Genomic DNA, 15,328 nt, shown 5'->3' with positions numbered 1-15,328 from the left:
GCAACTTCCGAAACTGCAGCGAACGCAGCATCTTCCGAATCGCAAGAAAACGGCGATGCTGCGGATGGTGCGACGCAAGATGGTGAAGATACGCTGACTCCGCTTGGCCAGGCCAAGAAGGAAGCGGCGGAATACTTGGAAGCCCTTCAGCGCGAACGTGCGGAATTCATCAACTTCCGCAATCGTTCGCAGAAGGAGCAGGAACGCTTCCGCCAGCACGGCATCATCGACGTGCTGACCGCACTGCTGCCGGCACTTGATGACATCGATCGCATTCGCGAACACAGCGAAATGGACGAATCCTTCAAAGCCGTTTCCGCCAAAATCGACAAGGCGTTCGAAAAGTTCGGCGTCGAGAAGTTCGGCGAAAAAGGCGAGGATTTCGACCCGACCAAGCATGACGCGATCCTGCACAAGCCGGATCCGCAGGCCGAGAAGGAAACCGTCGACACCGTGGTGGAAGCCGGCTACCGCATCGGCGACCGCGTGATTCGCGCGGCTCGCGTGGTCGTGGCATCCCCGCAGAGCTAGCGCAGTGACAGCGATTTCAACAACAACAGGCATTTGACATCAGCAACCTCGTGAAAGGAGGCACATCATGGCTGAGAATGAATGGCTGAGCAAGGATTTCTACAAGGTCCTCGGTGTCTCCAAAGACGCCACGGACGATGAGATCACCAAAGCGTACCGCAAGCTGGCGCGCAAGTACCATCCTGATCTGAACAAGACCAAGGAAGCGGAGGAAAAGTTCAAAGACATTTCCGAAGCGTACGACGTGCTCAGCAACAAAGACAACCGCCAGAAGTACGACGCCATCCGTCAGTTCGGCATGGGCGGCGCGCGCTTCGCCGGCGGCTCCGGTGCGGGCGGATTCGACGCGGGGGCATTCTCCGACATTTTCGGCTCGATGTTCGGCGGTGGCGCTGGCGCTGGAGCGTATGGCACGGGCGGCAATGGCTCGCGCATCCGCTTCCAGACCGGTGGCGGCAATCCGAATATCAACGATATTTTCTCGATGTTCGGTGGCGGCGCTGGTGGCCCTGCCGGGGCTGGCAACCCCTACGGGGGCAGCTACGAGCAGGCTGCGCAGCCGGAAGATGGCGAAGACCGCAATTCCAAGATCAATCTGACTTTCCGCCAGTCGGTCAAGGGGGCAACGGTTTCACTGTCTGCCGACGGAAAAAAGTTCAAGACGCATGTTCCAGCGGGCGTGCGTGACGGGCAGAAAATCCGTATTCCAGGCAAGGGCAAGCCGGGTCGTAACGGCGGAAAAAACGGCGATCTGTACCTGCAGATCAACGTTGCCGAAGATCCGAAATTCAGCCTGCGCAAGCGTGACATCATCATGGATCTGCCAATCACCGTCGGTCAGGCTGTGGCGGGCGCGAAAGTGACCGCACAGGATATCGACGGCAACGAAGTCACCTTCAAAGTGCCGGCAGGCTCGTCCAGCGGCACCGAAGTGCGCATCTCCGGCAGGGGCGTGGCCAACAGGCAGGGCGACGGCGATCTGATCGGGCGTGTGCAAATCCGCATTCCCGACAAGCCGAGCCTGAAAGTCAAGCATGCGGCAAAGGAATTCGACAAGGAGTGCGGCGATTTCGCTGACGAACTTGCCAAGGAGCGCTGATTGCCATGGCACGCGCATCCCGGACCTCCCAAGCCCGTGCGGCGCGGCAGGCCAAAATGCTGTACGACATGTGCGCAATGGCGATCGTGGCCGGCAGGGCCGATCTGGACGGGGCGGACGAAGTTGGTTTCGACATCGAACTGCCGATGTTCACGGTCGGTCGCGCCGGCGAACTCGCCAACGTGCATCCGCAGACGCTCCGCCAATACGATCGTTTGGGGCTGGTGGTGCCGCAACGCACGGACGGTGGCGCTCGCCGGTATTCGCTGCGAGACATCTCGCGCCTTGCGAAAGCGCAGCAGCTGAGTCAGGAAGAAGGCATCAACCTGGCTGGCATCGCGCGGATCCTTTCCTTGGAAGAGGAGAACCGCGAGCTGCGCCGGCAAGTCGAGCGATTGCGCCGGCCGGCCGGTTCCAGCGTGTTCGCGGCCGATGCGGACGGTGGCATTGTGGAAATCGAACGTTCCCGCCGCGCTCGCATGTGGCGTCGGCAGATTCAGGTCGACGCCCGTCAGCTGCCGTCGCGCGAGTCCGTGGAGGCCGCGCGTGTCGCGGCTGATGCGTACGACATGCGCGGTGGGGGTGTCGCAGGCGAAAACGAGGGGATTGAGAGGGGTAAACCCGTTTCTCGGCCGATTTCCAGGTCTATCGTGCTTTGGGGGATTGACTGATTTTCAGAAAACATTGAAAAAAAAATTCAAAAACAGGCATATCTTGCAACAGATGTGCCTGTTTTGTTATATAGTTTTACCAAATGCATTGCTTCCTGCGACGATGTCGTCGTTGTGGGAAATAATGTTGAGTATCCGCGTTCTAACTGTCATTCTTCCGGTCGTCAAGGTGCTTCGGTGAAAGATGGTTCTCTTTGCCCATGAATAATCATGGAGGAGGGGGTAAGATATGCGGCGAGAACAGGAAAGGTTAGGAGCGTACAGTGCCAAGAGTTGCGTTCACAGCTAAGACCCGCAAGTATCTCGGGTCTCTGGATGCCGTGGAATCGGTCACCCAGTATCGTATTTGTTACTCCAAGGAGTTTCGCGATGATTGCATGCGCAGGTATGCCGAAGGTGGCTCGCCTGCCGCGATTTTCCGCGAGGCCGGGCTTGATCCGAAGATCATCGGATACAAGCGCGTGGAACGTTGCATCGCTCGCTGGAAGGCGGAAAATGCGGAAAAGGCCGCGGAAACCGCTGTGGAAAACAGTGAAAATCAGGGAGAGTGAATTTCAAATCTCCCGATACAAGTGAAATTTTCGAATTTCATGGATTATAGCGATGGGGGTTGCCGATAATTCGTGAAAAAAATCGGATGATTTTGCGAATACGTAGGCGCGAAGTATTGCGTCGATATGGGAAGCGCTCGGATGGAGGACCGTCCGGGCGCTTTTCGTTTGCCTCGCTTGTATGCCTGTTTGTTGTCTGCCGTTTTGCCGCGACTCGCGAATGCTGCCGTCTTGCCGCCCTGCTGAAATGGCAGTGGAAGTCGCGATGGACGGCGCTGCCCGGAAATCCGGTGCTCCGCGTCCGACGGTCGTAGGGAAGGAACATCATGACCGAGACGAACCTGATGATCAAGGCCGTGTTTTGGGATATGGACGGCACGCTGATCGATTCCGAACCGTATTGGCATGAGGGTGAGATGAAAATCGCAGCCGCGCATGGCGGATATTGGGATGAGGAGCTCGCCTGGCAGGGTTCGGGCACGCCGGTTCCGGATGTGGCCCGTCGCATGGTGGAGCATGGTTGCCAGCTGTCGATTGAAGAGATCGGCCAGGGCATGATCGATTACGTCGCCCAAAAGGAATTCGAGCGCATTCCGTGGATCGAAGGCGTGGAAGACGTGCTTGTCGCGCTGCGTGACGCTGGCGTTCCTTCGATGCTGGTCACCACGTCGCCGCGTCATCTTGCGGAGAATCTGGTTGCCCAAGCGCCGGCTGGCGCGTTTGCGGGCTACGTGTGCGGCGATGATGATGTTGAGAAGAAGCCGTCTCCGGCCCCGTATTTGGAGGCGGGTCGTCGCTTGGGTATCGCTCCGGAAGATATGAAGTACTGCATTGCGATTGAGGATTCCATGTCGGGCCTGCGTTCGGCCGTCGCCTCCGGCGCGACGACGATCGGCCAGACCGGGTTCATGCAGATCGACAATTCCAACGGCCCGCAGTTCGCCTCGATCAAGGGCTACGAGGGCATTGACGCGGCCTCGCTCGACGCTTTCGTGCGTCAGCGCGTATCTCAGGCCTGATTTTTCGCCCCATCTCGCTTACGTATGGCAGATTTGTCTGGTGGCTAGGAAAAGAAAAAGCCCGCTGCGGTGGAATGAATGCAGCGGGCTTAGTGGAGCCGACGGTAGTCGAAACCGCGACCTCTTCGATGCGAACGAAGCGCTCTACCAACTGAGCTACGGCCCCAAGTCATGTCTAGCAACACGCTAAGCAAGACAACTCTCGCGATTCTAGTACGAAGTCTGTACGAATGCAATCTGCGAGATTCGCGTGTTGCGGAATATCCCTTGCAGGAAAAGCATGCGAAAGCATACGAAAACGGTGCCTTCCGAAAAATCGAAAGACACCGCAATCGCAAGAAAAGGAGAAAACGTAAGATCAGGCTTCCGCGGTCGCGGTATCAGCCTTCTTTTTGCCGAACTTTGCTTTGAGCAAGCCGACGAAGGTAGGAATCAGCGACAGCACGAGAATCGCAATGATGACCAGCTCGAAATGCTTCTGCACGGCCGGAATGCCGCCGAAGAAGTAGCCGAGCAGCGTGAACAGGGTGGACCAGCACAGGCCGCCGAGCACGGAGAACGGGGTGAAACGGCTCCAACGCATGCCGGAAATGCCGGAAATGAACGGCATGAACGTGCGGATGAACGGGAAGAAACGGCCGAGGAACACGGCGAGCGGGCCCCACTTTTCGATCATGCCTTCGGTTTTGGCGAGGCGTTCGGGGGTCATAGCCTTGACTCTGCCGGATTCGATGATGCGACGGCCGAAGAAGTGGCCGATCCAGTAGTTGCACTGGTCGCCGATGATTGGAGCGCACCAGACCACGGGCAGCAGCGCGAACAGCGGTAGTGCGGAAACGCCGGTCTGGGCGTCGGGCGCGGCGAAGAAGCCGGCGGCGAACAGCAGGGAGTCGCCCGGCAGGAACGGGAAGAACACGACGCCGGTTTCGACGAACACAATCAGGAAGATGAAACCAAGCGTGGGGGCGACGCCCATGGAGATCCAGCTGGCGATCGCCGTGCGCGGATCCTTGAGCAGATTAATGAAGAAGTTGATAATTCCCATGAAATGCTCTCTGTGAGTACCTTACATCTAAACGTCCAAAATTAAGTGGTTCAGGCTGCCTTGTGTGGGTTGGCCTCGCGGAACCAATGTCAGCCTACCAGTGGCCCTCTAATGCGGCGCCTAGTAATGCCCGACGGTTGGCAAATCTGCACAAACGGACGCAAAGTGCCAACTGTGGTGGGTGATTTTGGTTTGGTGGTGTTTGGCGTTTGGCTGTTTGGCTTTAGAGTGTGCGATATATCCGGTATATCGCGTATCGCTCATTGTGATTTGGCGTTGTGACCTCACGATTTTGGTTTTTTTTGGGGGGCCTCATGATTTTGATTTGGTGACCTCACGATTTGAAAAAAGGCGGCGAAAAACGGAATCGTGAGGTCAACAAATCAAATAGTGGGGCCGCTGAACACGAATCGCGCATGTTGACGGTACGAAAGTGTGTTTCGATGGCGCGGAAGATAGCGTGGAAACAGCAGTAAGGCAATGCGAGAGCGGTTGGGGCAATGCAAGACTAGGCGAATACGGCAAATACAAGGGAGTGTGAATCGTGGCGGAAAATCTTGCGCAATCGGTTGATGGGAATCTGAATCGGCAATCGCGGGCGCTGTTCGAAGCGTTGCGTGCGGCGACCGGAAAATTCTCCATGTTCGGTCATCAAAACGAAACCAGCAAGGTGATTACCCCCGATGTGGATTCCGACGTGCATGCCGTGACCGGCGCATATCCGGCGGTCTGGGGCAATGATTCGGGCGCTGCTGGCACGGGCGCATATGGCACTCCGCTGCCGGAATCGCCGTATGCGCGCGATTTCAGCGCTTTCGCGCGCAACAGCTTCATACGCATGGCCGATTCGCTGCCACGTATGTACACGAGGTAAGTACGTGTGCGCGGTGTAAGCATGCGTTTGCGGGCGGATTCTTCCAGTCGGTGGAGGAATCTGCCCGCTTTTAGTCTTGTAGGCGGGCGGATTCTTCCAGTCACTGGAAGAATCAGGACGTTTTTAAGCCTGTTGGCGTCCGAATTGTTCCAATGTCTGGATGTTTTGGGACGTTACTGGGGCTGTAAGCGGGGTGATTGTTCCAGTGGGTGGGGGAATCACCCCGCTGAGGGTCTGTTTTGTGTCCGGATTGTTCCAGCGATTGGGGGTTTAGGACGCGGGGAGGGCTGTTTTCCTTTGCGTTGGATAGGCTGAAGGCATGGAACGCATGAATGAGACGTTGGACTTGAAACTGAATGAGTTGAGTGCGAATACGGCAGAAGTAACGGGAACTGCGGGAATGGTGAATACGGCGGAGATGGCAGAATCGCCGACAGCGGCGGAACAGTCTGGAACAGAACAGTCTGGTACGGGACTTGACGCCCTCGTGTGCGGAACCGACGTTCCGCAAGGCACGGTGGTGATGGCTGCCACGCCGATCGGCAACACGGCCGACGCCTCCGCACGCCTCATTGCGCTCCTGGAACGCGCCGACATCGTGGCCGCCGAAGACACCCGCCGTCTCTACGCGCTCGCCAACCGTCTCGGCGTGCACGTGAACGGCCGCGTGGTGGCCTACCACGATCACAACGAGCGAGACAAGTCCGACGGTCTGCTCGATCAGGTGGAAACCGGCGCTACCGTGCTGGTCGTGTCCGACGCGGGCATGCCGACCATCAACGATCCGGGCCTCGCGATCGTGCGTCGCGCCATCGAACGTGGTCTGCCCGTCACCTGCGCTCCCGGCCCGTCCGCAGTGCTGGACGCGCTGTGCCTTTCAGGACTGCCCACCGACCGCTTCTGCTATGAAGGATTCCTGCCGCGCAAGCATTCCGAACGCGTGCAATACCTGCGTACCCTGCGTTCTGAACGCCGCACCATCGTGTTTTACGAAACCCTGCATCGCATCGACGATTCCATGGCCGACCTGCTTGACGTGTTCGGTCCGAACCGCAAGATGGCGCTTTGCCGTGAACTTACCAAGGATTTTGAGCAGATCCGTCGCGGAACCATCGCGCAGATTCGCCAGAGCGTGATCGACGAGCCGCCGCGCGGCGAAATGGTGTTGGTCGTTGCCGGCGCTTCCGAAGAGGAGGCTGACGCTGCTGCCCCCGCATCGTTGAGCGTCGAAGACTTGGCGGTGCTGTCGATCGACCGTGCGCAGGAAGACAATCTGCGCATCAAAGACGCGATTTCGCAGGTCGTTGCCGAGCATCCCCTTGCGGACGGCTCGCTGGCTAATCGCAAGCAGGTCTACAATGCGGTTCTTGCGATGAAGCAGTAAGTCCACATTATTTACCGTCCGGCGATTGCCTATCGTGCGATTGCCCGTCGCGCAAGTGTCAGCTGCATGCTTGCGATCCGCACGATTCCAACGATTCCAGCAGTATTTGCAGGGCGCGGGCCACGTCCGGCCCGCCGACTTGCGCAAGATAGTCCAACATCGCCGGTGTTGCGGAAGGATTGGCGACCAGCCATTTGCGCAGTTGCGGCGCGTATTCCGCGATATGCCATAGCACGTCCTGCGGTGTGTCCGGACTGCACGCCACCAGCGGCGTCAATGGAATTGGGGGAGACGGCGGATCCACCAGCGGTTTCGGCCGCGGTTTGGGCTGGTATGGCGGCGGTTCGCGGCGCGTCCGCTGTGCACGGTGTGCGAGATTCCGCGCATCCCGATGCGTCGCGCGATGCGTCCGTGGCCTGCGTTTTTCTTGGATTCCGAGCAGTCTGCGGAATCCGTTTGCTCTGTCGGCACCTATCCTGTCGGCGTGCGTCGCGCGCCGCGCCTTATGCCTGCTATGCGCTGCGCTCATAGTCGTCGCTTCTTCCGTCGATCGCAAGAATGTAGTTGCGCGCCTGTGGCGCGTTGCGAATATGCTTCGTCTCCTGCATGATTTGCATGCAATCGTTGGAGCGGAAATGAAATTCCTGCATGAGCATGCAGATGATTTCGGAAACCAACGATTCGCTTTCGGGGGTGCAGTTCAATGCGAGATCGCATGCGGTGCGAACAGGCGTGGTCACGATGATCGGACCGACTTTGATGGTGTGTTCGTTTGGTGCGAGACGGTTGAAAACGTTGATTTTACGGCCGTAACGTAGCGCTCGATAGTGGGCTTTCGCGATAATGTCGATGGATTCGGGGAAGGTGCCGCCTAGCCAAACCCATGCGGCGGTGCGTGAACATGCCACGGACCGGCTCGGCAGCAATGTCGCGATGATGCAGGACCGCCCGTACAACGTGTCCGAATCGTGGCATGAATAGGCGTTCGCGCTGTCGAGCTTGCACAGCGCGCCGGATGAGGCCAGCAGGTTCAGGCACATCGGGCCCGGAAGGTCATCGTTGCCCAGAAGGGGTGGTGGAGTGTCCATGACGGTACCGTAGCGGATTCGAATTCCGTTGCGCCACCAGCCCCCGAAAATCTGTGGATATGTGGAAAATGATTGTTACGTAATGCAACAATGTGGATAGATCGGCAGATATGCAAATTATGATGCAAACTATTTCAAACGATTGAAATCGATGATCGCACGTCCATCCTCCAATAAAAATCCAACTACCGAAATACATGGAAAATGCGGGATATGGCGCTTTGTATAATCGGGCACCATGAGTCATATTTTGGTGAATGTTGCTTGGCCGTATGCTAACGGCCCCCGTCATATCGGTCACGTCGCCGGATTCGGCGTGCCCTCCGACGTATACGCGCGCTACGAGCGCATGAAGGGCAATGACGTGCTGATGGTGTCTGGCACCGACGAGCACGGCACCCCGATCCTGGTGGAAGCCGACAAGGAAGGCGTCAGCGCACAGGAGCTCGCCAACCGTTACAACCGTGTGATCGCCAAGGATCTGTGCGATCTCGGCCTGAGCTACGACCTGTTCACCCGCACCACCACCGGCAATCACGAGCAGGTGGTGCAGGAACTGTTCAAGCAGTGCCTCGCCAACGGCTACATTTATAAGGGCACCCAGAAGGTCGCCATCTCGCCGTCCACCGGCCGCACCCTGCCTGACCGTTACATCGAAGGCACCTGCCCGATCTGCGGTGCCGACGGTGCCCGCGGCGACCAGTGCGACGCCTGCGGCAACGAACTCGACCCGGACGAGCTCATCAATCCCGTTTCCAAAATCAACGGCGAAACCCCGCGCTTTGAGGAAACCGAACACTTCTTCCTCGACCTGCCGGCGCTCGCCGAAGCCAATCTCGCATGGCTGAAGACCCGCGAAGGCTGGCGTACCAACGTCATCAACTTCTCCATCGGCCTGTTCAAGGAAGTCAAGCCGCGTGCCATCACGCGTGACATCGACTGGGGCATTCCCGTTCCGGTTGCCGGCTGGATCGACAATCCGAACAAGAAGCTGTACGTGTGGTTCGACGCGGTGATCGGCTACTTGTCGGCATCCATCGAATGGGCTCGCCGCAAGGGCGATCCGGAAGCATGGCGCGCATGGTGGAATGATCCGGAAACCCCGGGCTACTACTTCATGGGCAAAGACAACATCACGTTCCACTCCCAGATCTGGCCGTCCGAAATGCTCGGCTACAACGGTCAGGGCTCCAAGGGCGGCGAAACCGGCAAGCTCGGTCCGCTGAACATGCCGGAGCAGGTCGTGGCTTCCGAATTCATGACCATGGAAGGCAAGAAGTTCTCGTCTTCGCGTGGCATCGTCATTTATGTGAAGGACATTCTCGCCCGCTACCCTGTGGATGCCGTGCGCTACTACATTTCCGTGGCCGGTCCGGAAAGCTCCGATTCCGACTTCACATGGGCTGAGTTCGTGCGCCACAACAACGAGGAGCTTGCCGCTTCCTGGGGCAACCTCGTCAACCGTGTGGCCAATCTGATGAACAAGAACTTCGGTGAGATTCCGGCGCTCGATGAGAGCGAAATGACCGATGAGGATCGCGCTCTGCTGAGCGAAACCAAGGCCGCGTTCGACACGGTCGGTTCGCTGATCGAGAACCATCGCCAGAAGAACGCGCTGAGTGAAGCCATGCGCGTGGTCGGCGACATCAACAAGTACATTTCCGCCACCGAACCGTGGAAGATCAAGGACAATCCGGCTCGCCTCGGCACCGTGCTGCACGTTGCCGCCCAGGCCGTGTCCGACGCGAACCACCTGCTGGCCCCGTTCCTGCCGCATTCCGCGCAGAAGGTGTGGGAGGCTCTCGGCGGCACAGGCACGTTCTCGCCGTTGCCGCGCTTGGAAGAGGTCGAGGATCTCGACAAGCCGGGCTTCATGTATCCGATCATCACCGGCGACTACAAGCTGGGCGAAACCGTGCATCCGTGGGCTTCCGAGCCGATCGTGGCCGGCACTGCAGTGCCGAAGCCGCATCCGATTTTCGCGAAGATTCCGCCGGAGGCCGTCGAAGAGGAGCTCGCTCGCTTCGATTCGGAGCTGAAGGCTCGTCGTGAGGCCGAGGCGGCCCGTCTTGCCGCCGAAAAGGCCAAGCTGGAAGGCTGATTCGCTGATTCACCTGGGGATTCGGCTTGATTTGGCCTGATTTGCCGCTAAGGTGAGTTGTTCTGATTGCCGGTGCAAGGAATTACGAAGTTCTTGCACCGGCTTTTTATATCTGATTTTGCAAATCCGACTTGTAAATCTAATGTGCAATATTCGACTTTCTATATACGATTTTACAAATCTATAGTGCAATCCGGATTGAATCGATTTCAAAATCCGTAACAATCGCTATTTCTCTTTGCCATTCCTCTCGTTACAATGGGGAAGTTGAGGGAAATGCGATGCTGCAGGGAGGCTCTTATGTTGGACGTCAAGCGAGTGCTGAAAGCCGCGCCTACGAAAATGCGTTCCCAAGAGCCGCTGCAGCAGTTGTGGACGCCTTGGGGCGAACAGATCGCCGGCGAATGGCTGTCTTCCAACGACGCCCACAAGGCGTTCTGCCCTGCAAAAGACGGCGAACGCAAACTGGAAAACGGCCGCACGCCAATCCTGAACGAGCATCCGCGCCCAACCATGGTGCGCGGCAATCACACCATGCTCAACGGATTCTGGGATTACGCGATCGTATCCATTCCCGAAAGCGGCAACGGCTCGAAATGGCGCAAATCCGCGGCTGTGCTCACCCGTGACGAAGCGGTGCAGGCAGTGAAGGAAGCGGCCATCCCCGAAACGTTCGACGGCAAGATTTTGGTGCCGTTCTCCCCGGAATCCGCGCTTTCCGGCGTGCATCAGACGATTTACCCAGACAATATGATCTGGTATCGCACGGTGGTGCATCCCGTGACGCTTGGGGGAGGGGAAGCGGTTCGGCAGATCGGCGATGCGAACCGCTTGATGCTGCATTTCGAAGCGGTCGATTACGTGTGCGCCTGCTTTATCAACGGGCAGTTTGCAGGGATGCATGTCGGGGGATATTTGCCGTTTGACGTCGATATTTCGGCATTCGTCGATCCCGATGATGCTTTCGAGATTGCGTTGTGCGTGTACGATCCGAACGATTCGGGTACGCAAATGCGCGGCAAGCAGAAAATCGAGCGCGAGGGGATTTGGTACACCGCGCAAAGCGGCATTTGGCAGAGCGTGTGGATGGAGATCGTGCCGGAAGCGTACGTGCAGACGCTTACGCTGAAGGGCGCCGCCGACGGCAGATTGTTTATTCGCGCGGAAATCGGCGGAGATAAGCCGAATGCCAAACTGCATATCGTCGTAGCCGATCCCGCGGACGGCACGATCGTCGCGGACGAATTGCTGCCGGCTGGCATGCGCAAGGTGCGCACGGAAATCGCAACGCGGGCCGAACACTTGTGGTCGCCGAACGATCCGTATTTGTATGACGTGACGGCGACGCTGGAATTTGGTGCGGCGAAATCGCAGGGAAAGCAGGAAAAGCTGCAGCAAGAATCGCAGGAAATTCAAGAGAAACCCGCGAAATCGCAGGAAAAGCAAGATATTGTGCGCTCGTATTGCGCGTTCCGCACGGTTGAGATTAAGCCTGATTTGAAGGGTATCGCGCGCTTCCATCTCAATGGCAAGCCGGTGTTCCTCAAGGGTGTGCTCGACCAGGGCTATTGGCCGGACGGCCTGCTGACCGCGCCGAGTGATGAAGCGCTGGTGCATGACATAATCGCCATGAAGGAATCCGGCTTTACTATGCTGCGCAAGCATATCAAAATCGAGTCGGCGCGCTGGTACTACCATTGTGACCGCCTCGGCATGCTGGTATGGCAGGACGCGGTGTCGGGTGGCGGCGAATACAACGCGTGGGTCACCAACCGCAAGCCGACGCTCATGCGTGCCACATGGAACAAGTACCGCGACGACACGGCGAAGCATTTCGCGGCGCTCGGTGCCGACGATTCGACGTACCGCCGCGACTGGTCGCGCACCTGCGATGCCATGGTGCACATGCTTGCCGGCCACCCGTCGATCGTCACGTGGGTGCTGTTCAACGAAGGGTGGGGGCAGTTCGACGCGTGCGATGCGGCGGAACGCATTCATGCGCTTGACCCGACGCGCCCGATCGACGCCACGAGTGGCTGGTACGACCAGCGTTGCGGCGATGTTCACAGCGTGCACAACTACTTCCGTCCGCTGGAAATCTACCCGGATAAGGGGCCGTTGCGTGGGTATGTGGCCGAATATGAAAAGCGGCATAAGCGGCGTCGTCGTGCCGCGCATTACGCGGTGTTGCCGGTTGCGCAGCATGGCGTTCGTGCGTTCGTGATTTCGGAATTCGGAGGATTGGCGCAGTTGGTTGCCGATCATGCTGCGGTTTCGCGCGCGTACGGCTACGGTGAATACGATTCGATTGAGGATTGGCGCACTGCCGTCCGTTCCGTGCTTGATTCGGCGGAATCGTTGGAATCACGCGGATTGGCGGGCTACGTGTATACGCAGGTTTCCGACGTCGAAGAAGAGCTCAACGGCCTCATGACCTACGATCGCCGCCTCAACAAATTCGCGCAATGATTCGCCGAGATTGAGTGCGGTCATGGCGGTCATGGAAGCGTTCTGCTTCTTGCGTTTCGGTGGCGCGTTCGGTACGTTGGGAACGGCGGCTATTATGGCGCCATCACAGCGAGCCACGGCGGAACGGAGCGAGGAGATGTGCGTTGCGTTTGCATTGGCCGCATTAACCGAGGGGGTCTTGTGACCATGAATCATGTTCCGGAAGCGCCGCAGTCCGCAAGCGGCGATTATGCGTGGTTGGGAGCCGAGCCGGGTTCCGTGGCCGATCAGCTGTATATGTCGGCGGCCGACGAATGGAATCAGGCAATCAATTCGCGTTTTGTGAATGAATTGCTGGATGATACACTTCCAGAATCGATTTTGAAGTCTTATTTAATTCAGGATTTCAAGTTCTTTAATCAGGGCATCATGGCACATGCGATTGAACTTGCGCCGCGTCAGGAAACCAAAGATATGCTGGCGAAACAATCGCAATGGTTTGCTGACAATGAAGCAACATATTTTACCGGATTCCTTAAGGAATACGGAATTACTGACGAAGAATACAATAATTCCGAGCAGACTCCGGCAAATCGTGAATATTGCGAATATCTGACCAAGCTGGTTCAGGGAACTTGGGAAGAACTCATTACTGCGCTGTGCTGCATGGAATGGATTTATCTTGCCTGGGCTAAGCGCACCATCGACGCTGGCGTCGTTCAGCAGATTCCGGCGCACAAGGGTTGGGTTGATTTGCATGAGGGCGATTATTTCCGCGCCTGGACGGGCCGCCTGATCGCGCTCGTCAACGAGTATGCGTCGGTGGATGGCTCGGAGGCCGACGTGTTCCGCACCATCGTGCATCTCGAGCGTCGCTTCTTTGAGGATTCCTATCCGCAGCGGTGAGCGGTGAGCATGATATGAGGCAATGAGCGCCAATGCAAATTGGCGGTAACGCGGTAACGCAATAACGCAAGCAGGGGGTCCGCAGAATACGCGGACCCCCCCGTAATTGTTGGGGCAACCGGCATGCCCCAACGTGTCAGATCAGCTCGATATCCACATCCAAGTGGAGCGGCTTATCGGCTGGAATGTGGTACTGCGGGTGCACCGGGCTCATCCAGGAATCGTCGCCGCCGACGCCCATTTGCGCGGCGAGCACGCGCAGGAACATGTGCTTCGGAGCGGGCAGTTCGTCCTGATGCTGGGCTTCTTCCAACATGAATGCGCTGTACGGCTGCAGGCTGAGCGCGAACGCTGATTCGCCGTGACGGCTCACACGCATGCCATGACCGGCATCATCCGTGATCTCAGCCCAACGCACATCCTCATGGTTGCCGGTTTCCTGCGGCATGAGGTACGGCGCATGATCGTCGTAAGCGTTGGTGTTCCAAATGCCCAGCTTGGCATGCTTGCGGTCGGCGTAGGTTTCGTCGGGTCCGGGGCCGTAGAAGCGCAGGTTGGAGTATTCGACCGGCAGCGTCCATTCCAAACCGAAAGCCGGAATGGTCGGGGCTTCCTGAGTTTCACCCGGATAGTCGACGCTCAAGTGCAGCTTGCCGGTGGTGTCTGCCACATACGTGATGGTGACGTGCGTGCGCTGCGGAGTGGCGAGCTCGTACTCGTATACGGCTTTCAGCGTATCGTCATTGACCTGTTCGATGGTGTTGTTGACGCACTTGGCGTAACGGCCTGCGCCGACCCACTGCGCGCGGTCGTAACCGTGGCCTGCACCGCGATCGTTGTCGGTCAGCGCGCGGAACGTGGTGAGCGTGGGCTTGCGCAGCACGAATTCACGGCCGTCAAGCGTGTACGAAACAATGCCGCCCTGCGTACGCGACAGCAGAATCTCACGACCGGATCCCTGCACGCCAGCATTCCAACGGCCAACGGTCACGATGCCGTCAACAGGCTTCGTCTCGCTGGCAGCAACCGGCTTGGAGCCTGCAACCACGGTCTGGCCGAACGACAGCTCGTAGCCCTTCGACGCCCACTCTTCCGCGGCGGCAAGGCGTTGGCTCACTTCGAGCGTGAGCTCGTTGGCTTGGCCTCGGTAGGCCTCCAACGGCCATTCAATATCGAAGTGCTTGGTTTCGCCAGCCGGCACATCAAAACGCTGTTCGGCCTGCCATACCGGCTCGCCATCCGCAAGCACGCGCGTAACGAACACATAGTCGGCGGTGGAAACGAACAGATTGTCATTCGCGATCTCAACGCCGGTTTCACCCGGCACAATGCGCACGTTGGCATACAGCTGCTTGACGTCTTGCGCCTTTGGCGACGGCGTGCGATCGGCGAACACAATACCGTCTCCGGCAAACTCGTAATCGCTCGGACGATCGCCGAAATCGCCGCCGTAGCAGAGACGTTCATCGCCATCGGGCAAGCGCACAAGAATCGCCTGATCAATGAAATCCCAAATAAATCCGCCCTGATATTGCGGGTAGCGTTCCAGCGCAACATATTCGTCCATATTTCCGACGGAATTGCCCATGGCGTGCATGTATTCGCAGGAAA

The 15,328-nt window shown here is 58.0% G+C and carries 14 protein-coding genes and 1 tRNA gene; 10 read left to right on the top strand and 5 right to left on the bottom strand.

Annotated elements, in window-relative coordinates:
- The 5 genes from grpE to Q5H33_RS06935 all read left to right on the top strand — a co-directional run.
- A partial coding sequence (gene grpE, locus Q5H33_RS06955; RefSeq protein ID WP_302423725.1) for a nucleotide exchange factor GrpE occupies positions 1–531 on the top strand: 531 nt, incomplete at its 5' end.
- Between the two features lie 67 nt (positions 532–598).
- The gene (locus Q5H33_RS06950) at positions 599–1,630 is read left to right on the top strand and encodes a DnaJ C-terminal domain-containing protein (RefSeq protein ID WP_065440065.1); all 1,032 of its coding nucleotides are present in this window, start codon (positions 599–601) and stop codon (positions 1,628–1,630) included.
- Between the two features lie 5 nt (positions 1,631–1,635).
- Positions 1,636–2,301 carry a heat shock protein transcriptional repressor HspR gene (locus Q5H33_RS06945; RefSeq protein WP_065441945.1) on the top strand — a complete coding sequence of 222 codons (666 nt, stop codon included), beginning with the start codon at positions 1,636–1,638 and terminating at the stop codon, positions 2,299–2,301.
- A 263-nt stretch (positions 2,302–2,564) separates the two neighbouring features.
- Positions 2,565–2,852 carry a hypothetical protein gene (locus Q5H33_RS06940; protein ID WP_004223516.1) on the top strand — a complete coding sequence of 96 codons (288 nt, stop codon included), beginning with the start codon at positions 2,565–2,567 and terminating at the stop codon, positions 2,850–2,852.
- Between the two features lie 326 nt (positions 2,853–3,178).
- Positions 3,179–3,871 carry an HAD family phosphatase gene (locus Q5H33_RS06935; protein ID WP_034880406.1) on the top strand — a complete coding sequence of 231 codons (693 nt, stop codon included), beginning with the start codon at positions 3,179–3,181 and terminating at the stop codon, positions 3,869–3,871.
- Positions 3,872–3,964: 93 nt separating this feature from the next.
- Here Q5H33_RS06935 and Q5H33_RS06930 read toward each other — a convergent pair.
- Positions 3,965–4,037: transfer RNA gene (locus Q5H33_RS06930), tRNA-Ala, on the bottom strand.
- A 192-nt stretch (positions 4,038–4,229) separates the two neighbouring features.
- Positions 4,230–4,916 (bottom strand): DedA family protein, encoded by a 687-nt coding sequence (locus Q5H33_RS06925; RefSeq protein ID WP_022245634.1) that lies wholly within the window; start codon positions 4,914–4,916, stop codon positions 4,230–4,232.
- Between the two features lie 544 nt (positions 4,917–5,460).
- Here Q5H33_RS06925 and Q5H33_RS06920 point away from each other — a divergent pair.
- Both Q5H33_RS06920 and rsmI read left to right on the top strand, forming a co-directional pair.
- Positions 5,461–5,790, top strand: coding sequence for a hypothetical protein (locus tag Q5H33_RS06920; protein ID WP_302423720.1), 330 nt, complete (start codon positions 5,461–5,463; stop codon positions 5,788–5,790).
- A 418-nt stretch (positions 5,791–6,208) separates the two neighbouring features.
- Positions 6,209–7,174, top strand: coding sequence for a 16S rRNA (cytidine(1402)-2'-O)-methyltransferase (gene rsmI, locus Q5H33_RS06915; protein ID WP_047749780.1), 966 nt, complete (start codon positions 6,209–6,211; stop codon positions 7,172–7,174).
- A gap of 58 nt (positions 7,175–7,232) precedes the next feature.
- On the opposite strand, the gene Q5H33_RS06910 is transcribed toward rsmI, so the two are convergent.
- Both Q5H33_RS06910 and Q5H33_RS06905 read right to left on the bottom strand, forming a co-directional pair.
- Entirely contained in the window at positions 7,233–7,439 is a 207-nt protein-coding gene (locus Q5H33_RS06910; RefSeq protein ID WP_226557191.1) for a hypothetical protein, read from the bottom strand.
- Between the two features lie 247 nt (positions 7,440–7,686).
- Complete coding sequence (locus Q5H33_RS06905) at positions 7,687–8,262, bottom strand: hypothetical protein (RefSeq protein ID WP_118240257.1); 576 nt, start codon at positions 8,260–8,262, stop codon at positions 7,687–7,689.
- Between the two features lie 238 nt (positions 8,263–8,500).
- Between Q5H33_RS06905 and metG the strand changes: the two genes are divergently transcribed.
- The 3 genes from metG to Q5H33_RS06890 all read left to right on the top strand — a co-directional run bounded on the left by metG (position 8,501) and on the right by Q5H33_RS06890 (position 13,717).
- Positions 8,501–10,363: a methionine--tRNA ligase gene (gene metG / locus Q5H33_RS06900; protein WP_004223494.1), complete on the top strand. Its 1,863-nt coding sequence runs from the start codon at positions 8,501–8,503 to the stop codon at positions 10,361–10,363.
- A 300-nt stretch (positions 10,364–10,663) separates the two neighbouring features.
- Entirely contained in the window at positions 10,664–12,832 is a 2,169-nt protein-coding gene (locus Q5H33_RS06895) for a glycoside hydrolase family 2 protein (RefSeq protein WP_034880397.1), read from the top strand.
- 186 nt (positions 12,833–13,018) lie between these two features.
- Entirely contained in the window at positions 13,019–13,717 is a 699-nt protein-coding gene (locus Q5H33_RS06890; protein ID WP_004223487.1) for a TenA family protein, read from the top strand.
- A 136-nt stretch (positions 13,718–13,853) separates the two neighbouring features.
- Here Q5H33_RS06890 and Q5H33_RS06885 read toward each other — a convergent pair.
- Positions 13,854–15,328: glycoside hydrolase family 2 TIM barrel-domain containing protein (locus Q5H33_RS06885; protein WP_302423713.1), on the bottom strand; the 1,475-nt coding region annotated here is incomplete at its 5' end.

It is taken from the genome of uncultured Bifidobacterium sp. (genome assembly GCF_959020145.1).
Lineage (GTDB): Bacteria > Actinomycetota > Actinomycetes > Actinomycetales > Bifidobacteriaceae > Bifidobacterium.
Note: the sequence above shows the minus strand (reverse complement) of the source record. Positions and strands in the feature narration are given on the sequence as shown.